This is a genomic window from Psychrobacter sp. 4Dc (genome assembly GCF_002836715.1).
GTDB lineage: Bacteria > Pseudomonadota > Gammaproteobacteria > Pseudomonadales > Moraxellaceae > Psychrobacter.
Map to the genome: position 1 here is coordinate 1 of NZ_PJAT01000155.1, position 18,260 is coordinate 18,260.

Sequence of the window (18,260 nt, forward strand, 5' to 3'; positions counted from 1 at the left end):
GATTATTTTACTTGTGACTCACGTATGAGCTTATAGAGTTTTGGCGGAGAGACGCGGTTGACCTGTGTGGCCAGTTTTTCTTTGCGACCAGCGACGATGATATATTCTTCTCCCTTGGTGAGCGCCTTCACTACTTGTTTGGCAAACTCAGTCGCCGTCAGACCGTTATTGGTGGCTTCATCCATCGTACCCTGTGCGCTACCGTCGCCAGTCAACGCATTGATAGAGATGTTAGTCTGAATAAACCCGGGGAATATCGTGGCTACTTCGATACCTTGGTCATGTAGCTCAGCACGCAAACTATTTGCCCACATATGCAGCGCTGCCTTGGCTGCCCCATAAGCGCCGCGATATTGTGTACCCAATAGGCCTGCCACACTCGATACCATGACTATTTTACCGCCGCCTTGTGCGATCATGTCAGGCAACGCAAGTCTAGTAAGGCGCGTCTGAGCAAAATAATCTATTTCCATGATTTGGCGTTCAACCTCTTCAGCCGTATCCATGATGAGCGAACGCTGACTGATACCAGCATTATTAATGAGCCAATCGATTTTGCCAGCCTGAGCTTTAGCAGTGTCATAAGCTTCTTTGGTTTGATTGGCATCACTGATATCAAAAGGAACGACGATATGCTTGTTAGCACGTTTGCAGCTGTTTTTGACCACCTCTAACTTATCACTGTCACGACCACTTAGAATAATCCTAGCTCCGCGCTTGGCGAAGGCAACGGCTAATGCTTGTCCAATACCGCTAGAAGCACCTGTAATCCAAATAGTTAAATCTTTGTATTTCGTTTTCATAAGAGTCCTTTCTTAATGTTTAGATAGTCCATAATATAGGATAATAAAGCGACTCTACTAGCTAGATTTGTAGTCTGCAAAGGCACTACTATGTGTAAAAATCGCACAAAAAAAAGAGCCTCAATTGAGCCTCTTTTTTTATTCTTAGATTTGTGCTGTCAGATTAAGTCTCTAACTTAACCACCGAAATCATCAAGCATGATGTTTTCGTCTTCCACGCCCATGCTGTGTAGCATGTCGATTACAGCAGCGTTCATCATCGGTGGCCCACACATGTAGTATTCACAGTCTTCTGGGTTTGGATGATCTTTCAGATAGTTTTCGAGCAATACGTTATGGATAAAGCCTGTTGGACCTTCCCAGTTATCTTCTGGTAATGGGTCAGACAGTGCAACATGCCACTCAAAGTTATCAAACTCTTCTTCTAGCTGATCATAGTCTTCAACGTAGAACATCTCACGAATAGAACGAGCACCATACCAGAAGCTAATCTTACGATCAGTGTTCAAGCGTTTGAGCTGATCAAAGATATGCGAGCGCATTGGTGCCATACCAGCACCACCACCAACAAAGATCATTTCAGCTTCGGTCTTCTTGGCAAAGAACTCACCATAAGGACCTGAAACTGTCACTTTGTCACCAGGTACTAAGCTAAATACCCATGAAGACATTTTGCCTGGTGGAATACCGTCAGGACCACGTGGCGGTGGACTTGCGATACGGATGTTAAATTTGATGAGGCCTTTCTCTTCAGGATAGTTGGCCATTGAGTAAGCACGGATAACAGGCTCATCAACTTTTGAGACATAGTTGAAGATACCGAATTTTTCCCAATCTTCTCTATACTCTTCATCAACCACAAAGTCTTTGTAGTGCACTTCATGCGGTGGCGCTTCCAACTGTACATAACCACCAGCGCGGAAGTTTACTTCTTCGCCTTCTGGAATTTTTAGTACCAGCTCTTTAATGAAAGTGGCAACGTTATCGTTAGAGATAACTTCACATTCCCATTTCTGTACATCAAAGAACTCAGGATCAATTTCAATCTTCATGTCTTGCTTAACAGCTACCTGACAAGCTAAGCGCATGTGATTACGGATTTCACCTTGGGTAAAATAGCCTTCTTCGGTGGGCAAAATAGAACCACCACCTTCAATAACGCGGCAACGACACTGCGCACAAGTACCACCACCACCACAAGCTGAAGATAAAAATATACCTTCGCCCGCTAGCGTTTGTAGTAGTTTGCCGCCAGCTGGTGTCACCACATCATTATCGGGATTATCATTAATATGGATAGTGACATCGCCTGAACTGACCAGTCTTGAGCGTGCCGCCAAAATAATAGCGACAAGGCCCATGATGATCAAGGTAAACATAGCAACGCCACCAATCGCCGTAGCGTAATCCATGGTAGGTATCCTTAATCTATGGGGTAGGGGTGAGGGGGCATAATATATGCTGTACCCAAACCTCTACCGAATAAATGAATTAAATAAGTCAAATAGCTAATGAAAGCTTTGAGCTTAGCGGTTTAGATGGACATACCACCGAACGACATAAAGCCGAGCGACATAAGACCAACCGTGATAAAAGTAATACCAAGACCACGCAGCGGTGCTGGAATATCTGAGTATTTTAGCTTTTCACGGATACCCGCCAATGCTGTAATAGCAAGTGCCCAACCGAAGCCTGCACCCACACCATAGACAACAGATTCACCAAAGTTATAGTCACGCTCAACCATAAACAGTACACCACCCAAGATGGCACAGTTTACGGTGATTAGTGGTAAGAATACCCCAAGCGCGTTATATAGACTCGGTACAAACTTGTCCAAAAACATCTCTAGGATCTGTACGGTGGCTGCAATCAAACCGATATAACTTAGCAATCCTAAGAAGCTCAAGTCGATATCAGGGAAACCTGCCCATGCCAGCGCACCATCTTTTAGGATGAACTGGAATAGTAAATTGTTTAGTGGAACGGTAATTGCCATTACGACAACAACCGCAACACCTAGACCAATCGCTGTAGAGACTTTTTTGGATACGGCCAAAAAAGTACACATGCCTAAGAAGTAGGCAAGCGCCATGTTCTCAATAAAGACTGAGGTTATAAATAAACTAACATAATGTCCCATTAGTGACCGCCTCCATGTGCCATGCCTTTAGACTGCGGCTTCATTACAAACTCAGCTTCTTCAACTTGTTCTGGTTTCCAGATACGGACAACAGCGATGAATAAACCAATGATAAAGAACGCTGATGGTGGTAACAGTAATAGACCGTTTGGTATGTACCAACCGCCATCAGTGACTGGCTGTAGAATCGTAATACCGAACCAAGTACCAGCACCCAATAGCTCACGGATAGTTGCAACGAATAGTAATACTGCTGAGTAACCAAGACCGTTACCAATACCGTCTAAAAAGCTTGGGACTGGTGGGTTGCTCATAGCAAATGCTTCAGCACGGCCCATAACGATACAGTTCGTGATGATCAAACCAACAAAGACAGATAGACCTTTACTGACGTCATAAGCCACTGCTTTTAGTACCTGATCAACCAAGATAACCAACGAAGCAATAATCGTCATCTGTACGATGATACGAATGCTTGATGGAATCTGTTTACGGATAATCGAGATAAAGAAGCTTGAAAATGCTGTTACCAAGGTCAATGCCACACACATGACCATAGCGTTAGCCATGCTAGTGGTGACAGCCAATGCCGAACAGATACCAAGGATCTGTAGGGCAATTGGGTTATTATCAAAGATAGGCGTGGTTAAAATGCTTTTAGTGTCAGCCATGTTATGCCTCCTTGCCGTTTGCTACTGGTAGCTTGGCTGCCAATTCGGTTTTAGGTTGAGCTGCCAGCTTTGATTGATTTGCTTGCGTGTCTGCACCTTCAACCGTTTGGCCACTCTTTTCGCGTAGCGTATCTAGATAAGGCTTATAACCTTGCTCGCCTAACCAAAACTGAATCATGTTGCTGACGCCGCGACTAGTCAATGTTGCACCGCTGATGCCATCAACCCAGTTCTCTTTTGGGTTACCAGCTTTGGTTACACCAGTGGCAACGTTACCATTCTCGTCATAAGACTCGATACCGCTCCACTTTGCGCGCCACTCTGGCTCTTCGATACGAGCGCCAAGGCCTGGGGTTTCTTTATGCTCGTAGAAACTGATACCTTTGATGGTATTCATATCACTTTCGAGCGTTAAGAAACCATAGATAGTGCCCCATAGACCGTAGCCTTGAATTGGCAATACAACCGTTTCTGGCTGACCTGCGTCATCATTTTTGACATAGACCTTGGCATATTTTGGCTTACGACCAATACCAGCAGGATCGTTGTCACCCAAGTCTTCACTTAGAGCTTGGTTTTTTGTCGCTTGACTGGCGTCATAAGCATTACGATCAGGGATGCCAGCAGTTTTTAGCGCGTCGTCATCGAGATAAGTACCTTCGTTTAGATCAATGATTTTTACTTCAAAGTCTTTAAAACGTTCGGCGACATCATCTGCTGTATCAGACTCAGCGTCATACATATCAGCCGCAACTAAGATGTTTTTGTTGCGGTCTAAACGTGCGTTTTCAACTTGCGCAGGCTTTAGACCAACAGCCACTGCTGAGACCAACACTGAACACACCAAGCATAGCGTCAAAGCCACACTGATGGTTTTCGCGTTATTACTTTTGGGCTTGGACATAGCGAACCCTCCGAGCGGTTTGGCGTTTGATATTTGCTTGAGTCACAAAGTAATCAAACAATGGAGCAAATAAGTTGGCGAATAGAATGGCCAGCATGATGCCTTCTGGGAAAGCAGGGTTGATGACGCGAATCAATACGGTCATAAAACCAATCAAGATACCGTAAGCCCAGCGGCCTTTGTTTGTATGCGCAGCTGATACTGGGTCGGTTGCCATAAATACAGCACCGAAAGCAAAGCCACCGATAACTAAGTGCCAGTAGAACGGCAAGCTCATCATCATGTTGTCTTCAGAACCAATCATGTTGAACACAAGAGACGTAGCAATCAGACCGACCACACAACCTGCCATAATGCGCCAAGAAGCAATACGCGTCCATAGCAGTACTGCTGCACCCATTAGGATGGCTAGCGTCGATACTTCACCGATACTGCCTTGCATGTTACCTAAGAATGCATCACTCCACGTGATGGCATTACCGTAAACATCAACGAAGTCCTGAGGAACTACACCAAGGGCTGCAAGGCCAAGTGGTGTCGCGCCTGAGAAACCATCTACTGCTGTCCATACTGAGTCACCAGACATATAGGCTGGATAAGCAAAGTATAAGAATGCACGACCCGATAGGGCAGGGTTAAGGAAGTTTTTACCAGTACCACCGAACACTTCTTTTGCGACAACCACACCGAAGATAATACCTAGGGCAACTTGCCATAAAGGAATATCAGGTGGTAGACATAATGCAAATAGAACTGAAGTCACAAAGAAACCTTCGTTAACTTCGTGTCCACGGACGACAGCAAAGATAATCTCACAGAGAATACCTACCGCAAACGTCACGATATAAATAGGCAAAAACTGCATCGCACCATAGACGAAGCTTGCCCAGATACTGTCTGGGTTATAGCCTGCCATGCTAGTGATCACAGTACGCCAGCCTTCAGGCTGCAAGCCAAGCTGAGCGATAGCGGTTAGTGCTTGATGACCAATGTTGTACATACCCCAAAACATTGCTGGGAAGGTACATAGCCATACGGTAATCATAATACGTTTTAGGTCAATCCCGTCACGTACATGCGATGACGCATATGTGGTTGAGCTTGGTTGACGTAAGAACGTATCAAACATCTCAAAAATAGCGTAATACTTTTCGTGTTTGCCGCCTTTGGTGAAAGATGGCTCCATACGATCGAACATATTGTGTAAAAATTTCATCGTGGTTAGCCCTCCAGTTCAATGCGCGTTAAGTTATCACGCAAAATATCACCGAATTCATATTTGCCAGGAGATACAAAGGTGCATAGTGCCAAATCTTCTTCGTCCAGTTCAAGCACGCCCAAATCTACGGCGCTAATGATGTCTTCGACGATCAATGCACGTAGTAATTGAGTTGGTAGGTAATCTTGTGGCATGACTTCTTCATAGACACCGATTGGTACCATCGCTCGTGGTGAGCCGTTACTTGTGGTAGTAAAGTCGTACTTTTTGCCACCAAAGAACTGCGAAATATAGATAGGCAGTTTTGAGAAGCGGTTTTTACCTGGAGTAAAGAAGTGGAACGCAGGACGCTCACGGCCTTCAGTCAATACGCTGATCTGATTGTGAAAACGACCCAGATAGGCGATGTTTTCAAACACTTTGCGACCAGACAATACTGAACCTGAAATGATACGGTTCTCGCCAGCAGCCAGTTTACCTTTGGTTAATGCAGTGATATCAGCACCGCGTTCGGTCATAACCAAATGCGGGTTGGTGACCGCAGGACCTGCTAAGCTCACCATGCGGCGTGTATATAGACGGCCTGTCGTGAACAATTTACCGATGGCAATCACGTCTTGATAACCAATCGTCCATACGGTCACACCGCGGCTGATAGGATGCAAGAAATGAATATGCGTACCGGCAAGACCAGCTGGATGCTTACCAGCAAAACCATGATACTCAGTGACGTTATTCGCTGCAGTTTTTGCAACTGGCGTCAGTTGAGTATCGCCATGATGGCAGACAAAGGTCTTTGGACTAAGCGTAGATAATACAGCAAGTCCATCATTGAACGCTTGTAGCTGCTCATTGATCACAAGCATCGGGTCAAAGGCAAGTGGATTGGTATCCATTGCTGTGACAAAGATAGCATGTGGACGAGCGCCGATTTCGGGTGCGCGGCTATAAGGACGCGTACGGAACGCCGTCCATTCGCCAGAGGCAATCAGTTGGGTTTCAACGACTTCAGAGTCTAGGTCAGCAAGCTGCTGTGAGTCATAGCGCTCAAAGTCTACTTCTTCACCATTTGGGTCGACCGCAATCACAAGACTCTCAAACACTCGACGTTCGCCACGTTTAACAGCGACGACCTTACCGGCAGCAGGGGCAGTGTAGATCACGCCAACACGTTTTTTGTCTTCATAAACGGGCTGACCTTTGGCTACAATGTCACCTTCTTTGACATTCATAGTGGGCTTCATGCCCACGTAATCATAGCCAACAAGTGCTACATGTGTTGGTTGGTGCTCAGATATCTCGCGGGAGGGTTCACCAGTGATGGGCAAATCCAAACCTTTTTTGATGGTAATCATAAGCGAAAACTTAGTCCATAGTCTAAAACGATACCAGACGTCCTGTTTGGTATATCGGTAGCATGAACGTTTGTATCACTCAACAAAGCCTTCAATCGTCTATTTCCTTTATAGTGAAATAGGGATGAAAGCTCTGTGAAGACAATACATGATCATAACTACTAGTAAGAGTATTAACGCTGACCTTAGACTCCTTAACAACACGTTAACGTCTTATTCGAATTACCAAAGTGGCGACTGGCTACCAAGGTGTATGCTAAAACCGTTTCATCGAAATCAATCGCTACAGCACATGGCTAAAAGAGACTGGTTTAAATACAAATGGCTTTATCACACGTTTCATTGAAATTTAAAACTTGTAACACCAGTATGTTTGACCCTCTCTCGCTTACGAATATCGTCTAAAGATATTCGATAGAATAAGAGTGTGGCCAAATAACGATCTATTAAGGTAGATGATATACTGGTTAAAAGACAAACTAGCTAAGCAACTGATAAGCAAACTTCACTTATTATAAGCTGCTATAGTTTTAATCGTAACGGTTTTAATATAGTTAGCTAGTGATAGGGACTTGCAAGACATCTAATTAAGGTTAAATACCGCAGAATCGATGGTTTAGAGACTATTGGTTGAGATTTTTCAGATAGCCCTTTTTAGCAATTTCTTGGCCAATATTTTATTGGCGTATTGAGCGATTGCTCGATCCATGCTGTATTAGTGAGTCGTAACAACTCAACAAAAAGCGTAACACATGGTTACTATCACATAGAAACAAATAAAAATTTACCTAGGATTATACGCTAAATTGACCTAAAATTGCCAGTCAGTAATAGAATTTAACGATTGTTGGTAGTGATTCTACGTACTAAAACTTATGGTTATGATTGTCTAGTTTCTGTCTTTCTTATTTATATTCAAACAGATTGCTAACTTAGCGATGTCTTGGTTTTCGATCTGTCCATGATTTATGCTACTTTTAAGCAGCGTTTTCTCTCGTTATTTGATTCTTCAATAACGTTTCATTCTCAAAATTTTAATTTACTAAATTTATTGCCAATCTTGTGCTTTATAAGGAATGCTATATGTGTGCTGTGCCCGTCATTATCCCGGCTATTGATTTAAAAGATGGTAAGTGTGTACGTTTAAAACAAGGCCGTATGGAAGATGATACGGTGTTCTCTGATGACCCAGTTGCTATGGCAGCGCGTTGGGTAGATGAAGGCGCGCGTCGCTTACATTTGGTCGATTTGAATGGTGCTTTTGATGGCGTGCCAGTACATAGACAAGTGGTCAACGATATTACCAAAGCCTACCCGAACCTGCCTATTCAATTGGGCGGCGGTGTACGCAACATGAACACCATCGAGCAGTATATTACCGCAGGTTTGACGTATATTATTATCGGTACAAAAGCCGTTGAAGATCCTGATTTTGTCGCGGAAGCTTGTCGCGAATTTGCAGGGCATATCATCGTCGGTATCGATGCCAAAGATGGTATGGTAGCCACTCATGGCTGGGCAAACGTGACAGATACCAAAGCGACCGAGCTTGCTAAGCGCTTTGCAGATGTAGGTGTGTCTTCAATCGTTTATACTGATATTGCCCGCGATGGCATGATGCAAGGCGTTAACGTCGAACAAACTGTTAATTTGGCGCGTGAAGGCGGATTACCTGTGATTGCATCAGGTGGCGTTACCGATATGAAAGATATTGAGCTGTTAAAGCCTTATGGTGATTGTATCGAAGGTATTATCACTGGTCGTGCTATCTATGAAGGCACACTGAATTTGAGCGAAGCGCAGCTTTATTTAGATAGTTAAATAAAGTCAGGCAGCTAATTATTAGCAATCAGCTAAGCGAGAAAAATCCGTAAAAAATAAAGGATGCTTATGGCCACTTACATTGACCGTCCAATAATACGCAGTGCTATAAAAGCGTGGGGTCAAATGGTGTTGCTACTAAGCATCCTTTTTGCGTTCTCAGCGCATGCTGCCAGTGAAGAAATTTCTGGTGTCGCAACGGCGTTAGATATAGAGACCACTGAAGGTGTAGATATAATAGAGGAAAGCGTATCTAACGATAATTCTGCCACATCAGAAAATGAGACATCAACAGGTGATACCACAGAACCCGCCAGCTCATTGCCAACACCTGATCCACCGCCAGTAATCAGTGGCGAAAGCACTAATAATGCTCAAATCGAGACCACACCCACACCGCAAAAAGACAACGATATTCGTCAACGTATCAGCGGTATTTTCTCTGAAATCGAAGGCTTACAAGCCGTCAACGTTAGTGTCACCCAAGGGGTCGTTACCCTAACGGGAGAGACAGCCAACGAAAAAAAAGCACAACAAGCGATCAACTTAACCAACCGACTAACAGATGTGGTCACTGTAGAAGATAGAATTAACCGCACGCTAGATGTCCAAGAGAATGTCTCAACGGTCTATCAAGGTTTAAAAGCGCAGGTGACCAACCTAGTGAAGGCGCTACCACTCCTATTAGTTGGCATCGTTATATTTGCCTTGGTAGCATGGTTTGGCAGTTGGTTATCTAATCGCAAAAAGATGTGGCAACGTCTAACACCCAATCCATTTGTCGCTGAGCTACTGTCGCAAACGGTCAAAGTTATCTTTATTATCTTTGGTCTGATTCTAGGGCTAAGTCTGATAGGTGCAGAGACTATTTTAGGTACATTGCTTGGTGGGGCAGGTGTCATTGGTATTGCGGTTGGTTTCGCAGTCAAAGATACCATTGAAAATTATATCGCTTCATTAATGCTGAGCATTCGCCAACCTTTTCGTGCTCGTGACCATATCGTGATTAATGGGCAAGAGGGCATCGTGGTTCGTTTGACCTCGCGCGCGACGATACTGATGACATTAGATGGTAATCAGTTACGTATTCCTAATGCTGAAGTCTTTAAAGGTACCATTCTAAACTACACCAAAAACCCTGAGCGCCGATTTACTTTTGAATTGGGCGTTGATGCCAATGATGATCCTTTAGCAGCAATTAAAGTAGGGCTAGATGCGATACATACGCTGGCGTTTGTGTTAAATGAACCAAAGGCGATTGCGGTCATTACTAATGTGGGCGATTCTAATATTATTTTGGAATTTCAGGTTTGGGTGGATCAATCAGAGACTGACTTTGCCAAAGCACGCAGTATCGCTATTCGTGAGACCAAGCACGCACTAGAAGATAAAGGCTTTAGCTTACCTGAGCCTATTTATCGTCTGCGCTTTAACAACAAGTTAGAAAAAGCCTTTGAGCACATGCAAAGCAGTGCCAACAATACTAATAATGTTCAATCTGATATAACGATTACGCCGACGATTCCTAAACCTGCTGAAACAAATCAGGTCAGCGAGAGTCATACGGATGACCAAGATAAAAAACAAGCTAAGGCTCGAGCCAAAACCATTTTACAAGGTCGCAGTGCTAATGAGGTTCTCGACGCCCGTCCTGACGACAAGCTGATGGAAAAGGTTGAGCAAGAGATTGCTCAAAGCTCAGATGAGACTGACTTATTGAATAATAATAGCCCGCAAGAATAGGTACTAGACGTTAAATAAGATTTAGGCATAAAAAGTGCAACAGAATCTATATTTGATGGTTATTCAAATACGGGGCTTTTTATGGAAATGAAACACGTCATTATCTTTGCAGTAATTGGTATTGTGGCATTACTCGGCTTCAACATCATCAATGGCAATAGTCGCGAACAAAATAGAGAGATCGCAGCCAGTAGCGTAGCGGCTGAACAGCCTGATTCTACAGTAGCTACCTCTGATACAGATATTACTAGCCAGCCACTTAGTCAACAGCCGAAAGCTATCGTAGATAGTGCTACTAGCAAAATTGATCAAGCGCAGCAAGCCGAGCAAGACCGTGTAGAGCAATTAGACGATGCGCAATAGGCACAATAAATAGCTATATCATCTATAACTCAAAAGTACACAACATAAAAAAGGCTAACGATTACGTTAGCCTTTTTTATTGTATTACAACACCAGTATCTAAGTATCAGTCTAAACTTAGCTTTTTTTGGCAGCACCTCTGCGGTTACTGCTTCTTTTCGCTGGAGCTTTCTTAAGCTGCTCTTTCTTCGGTTGACCTTTTTTGCTTTGGTTCATTGCACTAGATTGCAATTTAGCCTTCAAATCAAAATCAATCTGTAGCAGATCCATATTGACACCCGCAACCTTCACTTTAACCGAATCGCCAAGTCCAAATAGCGTACCTTTATCTTTACCGATAAGCTGCTGTTGCTGCTCATCGTAGACAAAGAAGTCATCGCCAACGTTTGAGATATGAACCAAGCCATCGATATATAAGTCAGTCAATGTGACAAATAGACCGAAGCTAGTAACCGTAGTCACAACACCTTCGAACTCTTCCCCAACATGATCGGTCATATAGTGACACTTGAGCCAAGACTCTACATAACGTGATGCTTTTTCTGCACGGCGTTCTGTATCTGATGTTTGTGTGCCAGCACCTTCAAGAGAAAAGTCCATAACAGGTTGTTGGCTGTTGGTGACTTTTGCCTTAATCGCGCGATGCAACATCAAATCTGGATAACGGCGAATCGGCGAGGTAAAGTGGCTATATTCGTCATATGCTAAGCCAAAGTGACCAATATTGTCAGGTGCATAGTTTGCTTGCATCATTGAACGCAGTAGCATGCTATGAATACTGATGGCATCTGGTCTATCTTTAGTTGCTTCGATAATGCGCTGATAGTCCGCTTGCGTTGGATTCTCTTCTGGGAATGGTAAGCCAAAGTTTTTTGCATATTCATGAATACGCATCGACTTCTCATTATCAGGCTTGTCATGGTTACGATACAAAACTGGCAACTCATGCTTAAGCGCGAAGTTTGCAGCACAAGTATTGGCAAGCAGCATACATTCTTCGATTAGCTTCTGAGAGTCGCCACGAGTGCGCGGTAAAATCGCTTCGATTCCGCCTTTTTCGTTGAACTTGATATACGTCTCAACCGTTTCAAATTCCATTGCATGACGTTCTTCACGCTTTTTAAGTAGTAACTCATACAATTGATGTAAGGTATCAACAGATTTTTTAACGTCTTTATTACCTGTTAATGATTTAGGTAATCTCTTATCATTCGGGTTCACAAGATAATCATTTACTTGATTATAGGTGAGACGGGCTTGTGAATGCATCACTGACGGATAGAACTCATATCCAGTCACTTTACCGGCGCGCGATATCTTAATATCAGCCACCATACATAAGCGATCTAGATTAGGGTTTAATGAGCATAGACCGTTAGATAGCACTTCAGGCAACATTGGAATTACGCGATGCGGGAAGTATACTGAAGTACCACGCTCATAGGCATCTTGGTCAAGTGGTGAATTCGGTGTCACATAATAGCTGACATCCGCAATCGCAACCACGACACGGTAGTTACCACCAGAGCGTTTTTCAGCAAATACAGCATCATCAAAGTCACGAGCATCTTCGCCATCGATAGTGACAAGCGGTAGATGACGTATATCTGTACGACCTTTTATGTCTTTCTCAGTTGGCTCTTGATAGTCATCAGCTTGCTTAAGCGCAGCTTCACTAAAATCTGATGGGATATCATAGTTGAGCAGGGTAGTCTCAATAATCAATTCACGATCATTATCGTCAGACAGCACTTCAGTGATTTTACCAGTGGCAAATTCATGCTGGTTTGGCCAGTCAATGATATCGACTTTGACAGGAGCGCCTTGCTTAATATTTAGCGCCTGAACATTGTCATCAGTAACCGTAATCGGTTGATGATTGTTCGGGCTACCAAGCTCAACACAATAGCCGTCTTCATCACGAGCAAGTGTACCAATAAAGTTGTTTTGACGACGTTCGATAACATCAACGATACGCCCTTCGGTACGTCCACGATTGTCTGTCGAAGTCCCGACGGCTGCTACTGTATCGCCATTGAATACCCAGCGCATTTGTTTTTCATGCAAAAACAAATCTGGCATATCACTTAGCACCACAAATCCAAAACCTTTTGGATGTGCAGAAACTGTACCTGAGACGATATCTTGCTTAGTCACTGTGCGATAGCGATAAGGACGACCATCACGATTCACCTGTCCATCACGCGCCATTGCCTTTAGGCGATTGCCCAAAGCATCAAACTGATCAGGATCATCAATGTTAAAGGCTTTTGCCAACTGTTGATGCGTGACTTCCCCATGTTCATTAATCGTGCTGAGTATCAGCTCACGACTAGGAATCGGGTTGTCATATTTTTTTGCCTCACTTGAGGCGTTTGGATCATTCCAACTCATAAATTACCGTATCTATTTTTAAAATTATTAACAGTGGCTATCTTAACACGAACGACGTCGCAATATCTTGCGTCAATTGTCTTATGTGTATTCGGTAGCAGGAAGCGGTCAGTTTTCTGGCGACCGCTATAGGGATAAATCAAATATCGATATCGACATTGCTCGATTGGTTAGTGATTTTTTTACTATCCAACTCTTTTGAGACTTCTAACACCGTAGTCTGATTTGATTTATCCAAGTATTTTTGTGCTTTATCTACTTCAGTGGTCAATGTATTGACCGTTTGCTTCATATTCTCTAGCGCTTCAATTTTATAATTGCTAATCATATCCATAGTGTCATAGACATTATTGAAGGCATTTTGCAGTTTATCAAGCTCAATGCTACTGCTGGTCGCCTGCTCATGGATTTCACCTGACTGACGCTTGAGCATCGCTGAAGTTGATTCAATCAAACTACTGGTGGTTTTATTCAAAGCAGTGATTTGATCTAATACCAATTTTTGATTGGTCATGGCTTGAGCAACGACAACAGCCGTGCGTAGTGCAGATACCGTCGTCGTGGTTGCGCGATCGACACCTTTAATCAGCTCTAAGTTATTACGGCGAATGGTATCAAGCGCCAAATAGCCTTGTACATTCACTGCTAACTGGGTTAAAAAGTCAGTGTTTTTTTGACGGACATAGAACAACATCTCTTCTTTAATGATGCGCGCTTTTTCTGGATCTGTTGCTTCTATCGCATAGACCTTCTGCTCAAGTTGCTCATCAATTTTTTTGCCAACATAGACATACTGGCGAATAGACTGCATCAGCTCCCACATATTGACTTTTTCTTGCTCAATCATCGCATTGTCTTTGAGCAATTCATCTTTACCATTGTAGAGACTGGTAACGACCGCATTGATATGTGATTGTGCTGATTCATACTGACGGAAATAATCTTGCACCTTATTGCCGAACGGAATGAGACCGAACAACTTGCGTGAGCTGGTCAGCTCTTTTTTGCTCGGATCTAAGTCTTCGACAATCCCGCGTAGTTCCGTCAATGATTTGGCGATAGGAGAGTTGTCGAATAAACTGTCATTAAGACTTTTTGCAGGCAAATCTAACATTCGATTAGATACTTGCGCAGATTCACGAATCTCTTTGGTACCTAGATTATGAATAGACTGCACATTTTGTCGAAACTCATCGCTATGCACAGAGTTGGTAAGCACATGATCAACAAAAGCATCAACCTTGGCATCGAGCTCAGGAATTTGGCTTTCATCCAATTTGACCATCTGATCTGCTTCACTTTTCTGTATTTCTTTGACAGGTTCAGGTGCTGTTAGAGAGATACTGGGAGTTGTAGCGTTTTCTGGTGGCGTCAATTCTTGCATGAAATATCCTCTGATATCGGAGAAGGGAAGTGTTTTTTCAACGACTCTGACAGTCGTGATATACATTGTTTTTATTTATACACTTAGCTTTTATACATTTATAAAATGTTTTTAGCTCGTACTAATTTTTATCAAATGATCATTAGTTACTGCTAAATACTAACTAGTAAATATAACTAGACCTTTAGATTACCGTGTAATCAGAAAGTTGAGAAGGTGGGTTTTGTAAAATAGCGTCAATCAATGATGCTAGGCTATTTATGTTCAATATAGCTGCGTTCATTACTGCCGTTTTTGAGTCCAAATAATAAAAAACCATCAATATCCCGCAGCATATTGATGGTTAGAGTTATAAATAGCTATATAGACTAACAGCCACCACTCAAAGCAATCCAATAAACAGATTACTTTTTCTTAGTGGGTCCAAGCAGCATACCCATCTGACGACCTTCCATCTTAGGGTACTGTTCGACGTTTGAGATATCAGCAGTATCTTCAATGATACGATCAAGTTGTTTGCGACCGATATCTTGGTGCGCCATTTCACGTCCGCGGAAACGGATGCTAATTTTAACTTTGTCTTGATCTTCCAAGAAGCTCACGATTTTTCTCAGTTTAACCTGATAATCGGCCTCTTCGGTACTAGGACGTAGCTTCATCTCTTTAAGCTGAGTCTGCTTTTGGTTCTTCTTAGCTTCTTTAGCCTTTTGCTTTTGATCATAGAGGAAGTGCTTATAATCCATGATCTTACATACTGGCGGCTTAGCTTCAGGAACTAATTCAACCAAATCTAGATTTTCATCACGTGCCGCTTTCATCGCGGTTGCGATATCAACCACGCCCATTTGCTCGCCATCTTCTTTAACGAGACGGACTTCTTTGACATTGATATCTTCGTTGATGTTCAAACGGTTGGACTGTTTAATAGGTATTACTCCTCATCTGTTTTTGGGGTCTGTCGGCCTTTTTTACTGACAGCGGTCTGTACTAATGTAATAAATTCAGAAACACTCATCACGCCAAGGTTCTCACCTTCGCGAGTTCGGACGTTGACACTGCCCGATTCGACTTCTTTATCCCCTAATACTAGCATATAGGGAATACGTTCTAATGTTTTCTCTCGTATCTTAAATCCAATCTTTTCGTTACGCAAGTCGCTAATAGCGCGCAAACCTGCATTTTTGAGCTCGCTAACTACGTTTTTGCATGCATCAGCCTGTTTATCAGTGATGTTCATGACCACAACTTGCTGCGGTGCTAGCCATACTGGCATCCAACCGGCATAGTTTTCGATCAAAATACCGATGAAACGCTCAAACGAACCTAAGATTGCACGGTGCAACATAATAGGTACTTCACGATCGTTTTGCTCATTAACAAATTCAGCATCTAGGCGCTCAGGCATGTTTGGATCAACCTGAATAGTACCGCACTGCCAAATACGTCCTAATGAATCCTTTAGACTGAACTCAATCTTTGGACCGTAGAATGCACCTTCGCCAGGTAGATAATCCCAGTCTAGCCCTGAGCTATCAAGCGCATCTGCTAGCGCTTTTTCTGCAAAATCCCAAGACTCATCACTACCAACACGTTTTTCAGGGCGGGTAGAGAGCTTCATGATAATATTATCAAAGCCAAAATCTTCATAGACGGCAAGCGTTAGCTTAATAAAATCAGCAACTTCTTGTTGAATCTGTGCCTGCGTACAGAAGATATGCGCGTCATCTTGAGTAAAGCCACGCACACGCATCAGACCATGTAATGAACCTGATGGCTCATTACGATGACAAGAACCAAATTCAGCCATACGCAGTGGTAAGTCACGATAAGACTTTAAACCTTGATTAAACACTTGCACATGACAAGGGCAGTTCATCGGTTTTACTGCATAATCACGGTTTTCGCTAGAAGTCGTGAACATATTGGTTGCATAGTTGCCCCAATGTCCTGAACGCTCCCACAAGCTGCGATCAACGATTTGAGGTGTCTTAATCTCTTCGTAGCCGTTATCGTATTGTACTTTGCGCATATATTGCTCAAGTACTTGATAAATCGTCCAACCATTAGCATGCCAGAACACCATACCTGGCGCTTGCTCTTGCATATGAAATAGGTTCAGCGCTTTACCGATTTTACGATGGTCACGTTTTTCTGCTTCTTCAATACGCTGGATATAAGCTTTTAGCTGTTTCTTATCAGCCCACGCAGTACCATAGATACGTTGTAACTGCTCATTTTTCGCATCGCCGCGCCAATAAGCACCTGACATTTTGGTCAGTTTAAATACTTTTAAAAAGCGCGTGTTTGGCACATGCGGGCCACGGCACATATCCACGTATTCTTGATGATGATACAAACCGAAGGCTTCTTCACCTGGTATATCATTAATAAGCTTTAACTTATAGTCTTCGTTACGTGATTCAAATATCTCAATCGCTTCGGCACGGGGCGTCATTTTCTTGATAACGTTATAATCTTGCTTGATCAGCTCCATCATGCGTTTTTCAATCGCTTCCATATGCTCAGGCGTAAATGGCGTTTCACTAAAGATATCGTAATAAAAACCATCATCAATAACAGGACCAATGACCATTTTCACATCAGGGTAGAGCTGTTTAACAGCATGACCTAACAGGTGAGCGCATGAGTGACGAATAATATCAACACCGTCGTCGTCTTTTGGCGTTACGATTTCAACATTGGCATCAGCGACGATAGGATCATGTGCATCTACTAGATGACCATTTACACGTCCAGCAACCGTCGCTTTAGCGAGTCCTGTCCCAATACTTTGCGCCACTTCCATGACTGTTGTATGACCTTCAAAGTCTTTTACACTACCATCGGGTAAAGTAATCGCTACCATAATCTATTCGCCTATTATTGAGTCCGTTGGCAGTGATGATTGCAACCATCAATCATATAACCGTGAGACCACATCAATTATATCTAATCATTGTGATATGTTGTGAAAGGGACGCATTACCTAAAGACTTATTATGACTATATATGCTAGAGCTGATGCAAGGCTTAAAGCCAGTTAATCAATAGCATTGCAGCAAAACGCATTTCGCTATAGAAGTAACATAACAGCCAAAATATATAAGTAATGCAGCAAAATACCTATTATAGCAAAAACCGTCTCTCAACACTAGATATCAAGGAATTGGGCGACGACTAATATAAGAACCATATCTTATGATAAAGGTAGTATCAAATAGTGCACTATGTAAGACAATATACTGAAAGCGTCATATAAGCCTGAATAACTTAGCTTGTATATAGTGCTAATTATATGAATATCAACATTCAAAAATATAAGAGGTAATTTGTTTAAGGAAAATACTCAAGAATGACAGGACAAATAAGTCGAGTTATGAAGATCAAACAAGCTTATCTTCATTAAAAATTGGCGCGCTAAATAATATTGCACACTAGGGCGTGTTGAACATTCATAATT

At 42.8% G+C, this 18,260-nt stretch carries 14 protein-coding genes; 3 read left to right on the forward strand and 11 right to left on the reverse strand.

The window, feature by feature from the left end:
* Positions 1-2: 2 nt before the first annotated feature.
* From CXF61_RS13820 to CXF61_RS13850, 7 genes are all read right to left on the reverse strand, one after another.
* On the reverse strand, positions 3-803 hold the full coding sequence (locus tag CXF61_RS13820; RefSeq protein WP_165598634.1) for an SDR family oxidoreductase: 801 nt from the start codon (positions 801-803) through the stop codon (positions 3-5).
* Between the two features lie 176 nt (positions 804-979).
* Positions 980-2,215: an NADH:ubiquinone reductase (Na(+)-transporting) subunit F gene (gene nqrF, locus CXF61_RS13825; RefSeq protein WP_102078341.1), complete on the reverse strand. Its 1,236-nt coding sequence runs from the start codon at positions 2,213-2,215 to the stop codon at positions 980-982.
* 122 nt (positions 2,216-2,337) lie between these two features.
* The gene (gene nqrE, locus CXF61_RS13830) at positions 2,338-2,946 is read right to left on the reverse strand and encodes an NADH:ubiquinone reductase (Na(+)-transporting) subunit E (protein ID WP_011281361.1); all 609 of its coding nucleotides are present in this window, start codon (positions 2,944-2,946) and stop codon (positions 2,338-2,340) included.
* Positions 2,946-3,617 (reverse strand): NADH:ubiquinone reductase (Na(+)-transporting) subunit D, encoded by a 672-nt coding sequence (locus CXF61_RS13835; RefSeq protein ID WP_101204727.1) that lies wholly within the window; start codon positions 3,615-3,617, stop codon positions 2,946-2,948. Before CXF61_RS13835 ends, nqrE begins: the two co-directional genes overlap by 1 nt.
* A gap of 1 nt (position 3,618) precedes the next feature.
* Entirely contained in the window at positions 3,619-4,521 is a 903-nt protein-coding gene (locus CXF61_RS13840) for a Na(+)-translocating NADH-quinone reductase subunit C (RefSeq protein ID WP_165598635.1), read from the reverse strand.
* On the reverse strand, positions 4,502-5,737 hold the full coding sequence (locus CXF61_RS13845) for an NADH:ubiquinone reductase (Na(+)-transporting) subunit B (RefSeq protein ID WP_057762164.1): 1,236 nt from the start codon (positions 5,735-5,737) through the stop codon (positions 4,502-4,504). The genes CXF61_RS13840 and CXF61_RS13845 overlap by 20 nt, the downstream gene beginning before the upstream one ends.
* 5 nt (positions 5,738-5,742) lie before the next feature.
* A complete protein-coding gene (locus CXF61_RS13850) occupies positions 5,743-7,095 on the reverse strand; it encodes a Na(+)-translocating NADH-quinone reductase subunit A (RefSeq protein ID WP_165598636.1) in 1,353 nt (450 codons plus the stop codon).
* A gap of 1,083 nt (positions 7,096-8,178) precedes the next feature.
* On the opposite strand from CXF61_RS13850, the gene hisA reads away from it, so the two are divergent.
* The 3 genes from hisA to CXF61_RS13865 all read left to right on the forward strand — a co-directional run bounded on the left by hisA (position 8,179) and on the right by CXF61_RS13865 (position 11,022).
* The gene (gene hisA, locus CXF61_RS13855; RefSeq protein WP_102091064.1) at positions 8,179-8,916 is read left to right on the forward strand and encodes a 1-(5-phosphoribosyl)-5-[(5-phosphoribosylamino)methylideneamino]imidazole-4-carboxamide isomerase; all 738 of its coding nucleotides are present in this window, start codon (positions 8,179-8,181) and stop codon (positions 8,914-8,916) included.
* Between the two features lie 69 nt (positions 8,917-8,985).
* Entirely contained in the window at positions 8,986-10,659 is a 1,674-nt protein-coding gene (locus CXF61_RS13860; RefSeq protein ID WP_165598637.1) for a mechanosensitive ion channel domain-containing protein, read from the forward strand.
* A gap of 81 nt (positions 10,660-10,740) precedes the next feature.
* Complete coding sequence (locus CXF61_RS13865; RefSeq protein WP_102094880.1) at positions 10,741-11,022, forward strand: hypothetical protein; 282 nt, start codon at positions 10,741-10,743, stop codon at positions 11,020-11,022.
* 117 nt (positions 11,023-11,139) lie between these two features.
* On the opposite strand, the gene rnr is transcribed toward CXF61_RS13865, so the two are convergent.
* The 4 genes from rnr to thrS form a co-directional block, all read right to left on the reverse strand.
* Positions 11,140-13,416 carry a ribonuclease R gene (gene rnr / locus CXF61_RS13870; RefSeq protein ID WP_165598638.1) on the reverse strand — a complete coding sequence of 759 codons (2,277 nt, stop codon included), beginning with the start codon at positions 13,414-13,416 and terminating at the stop codon, positions 11,140-11,142.
* A gap of 139 nt (positions 13,417-13,555) precedes the next feature.
* The gene (locus tag CXF61_RS13875) at positions 13,556-14,800 is read right to left on the reverse strand and encodes a toxic anion resistance protein (protein ID WP_057762157.1); all 1,245 of its coding nucleotides are present in this window, start codon (positions 14,798-14,800) and stop codon (positions 13,556-13,558) included.
* Positions 14,801-15,204: 404 nt separating this feature from the next.
* On the reverse strand, positions 15,205-15,708 hold the full coding sequence (gene infC, locus CXF61_RS13880) for a translation initiation factor IF-3 (RefSeq protein WP_057762155.1): 504 nt from the start codon (positions 15,706-15,708) through the stop codon (positions 15,205-15,207).
* Positions 15,709-15,731: 23 nt separating this feature from the next.
* Complete coding sequence (gene thrS / locus CXF61_RS13885) at positions 15,732-17,666, reverse strand: threonine--tRNA ligase (protein WP_165598639.1); 1,935 nt, start codon at positions 17,664-17,666, stop codon at positions 15,732-15,734.
* Between the last annotated feature and the right edge of the window lie 594 nt (positions 17,667-18,260).

Excerpts from the sequence above, each read along its gene's own strand:
- CXF61_RS13865 (WP_102094880.1), top strand. The coding sequence starts at position 10,741 with ATGGAAATGAAACACGTCATTATCTTTGCAGTAATTGGTATTGTGGCA.
- CXF61_RS13850 (WP_165598636.1), bottom strand. The coding sequence starts at position 7,095 with ATGATTACCATCAAAAAAGGTTTGGATTTGCCCATCACTGGTGAACCC.
- CXF61_RS13845 (WP_057762164.1), bottom strand. The coding sequence starts at position 5,737 with ATGAAATTTTTACACAATATGTTCGATCGTATGGAGCCATCTTTCACC.
- nqrF (WP_102078341.1), bottom strand. The coding sequence starts at position 2,215 with ATGGATTACGCTACGGCGATTGGTGGCGTTGCTATGTTTACCTTGATC.
- CXF61_RS13820 (WP_165598634.1), bottom strand. The coding sequence starts at position 803 with ATGAAAACGAAATACAAAGATTTAACTATTTGGATTACAGGTGCTTCT.
- CXF61_RS13860 (WP_165598637.1), top strand. The coding sequence starts at position 8,986 with ATGGCCACTTACATTGACCGTCCAATAATACGCAGTGCTATAAAAGCG.
- CXF61_RS13835 (WP_101204727.1), bottom strand. The coding sequence starts at position 3,617 with ATGGCTGACACTAAAAGCATTTTAACCACGCCTATCTTTGATAATAAC.
- rnr (WP_165598638.1), bottom strand. The coding sequence starts at position 13,416 with ATGAGTTGGAATGATCCAAACGCCTCAAGTGAGGCAAAAAAATATGAC.
- nqrE (WP_011281361.1), bottom strand. The coding sequence starts at position 2,946 with ATGGGACATTATGTTAGTTTATTTATAACCTCAGTCTTTATTGAGAAC.
- CXF61_RS13875 (WP_057762157.1), bottom strand. The coding sequence starts at position 14,800 with ATGCAAGAATTGACGCCACCAGAAAACGCTACAACTCCCAGTATCTCT.
- hisA (WP_102091064.1), top strand. The coding sequence starts at position 8,179 with ATGTGTGCTGTGCCCGTCATTATCCCGGCTATTGATTTAAAAGATGGT.
- CXF61_RS13840 (WP_165598635.1), bottom strand. The coding sequence starts at position 4,521 with ATGTCCAAGCCCAAAAGTAATAACGCGAAAACCATCAGTGTGGCTTTG.
- thrS (WP_165598639.1), bottom strand. The coding sequence starts at position 17,666 with ATGGTAGCGATTACTTTACCCGATGGTAGTGTAAAAGACTTTGAAGGT.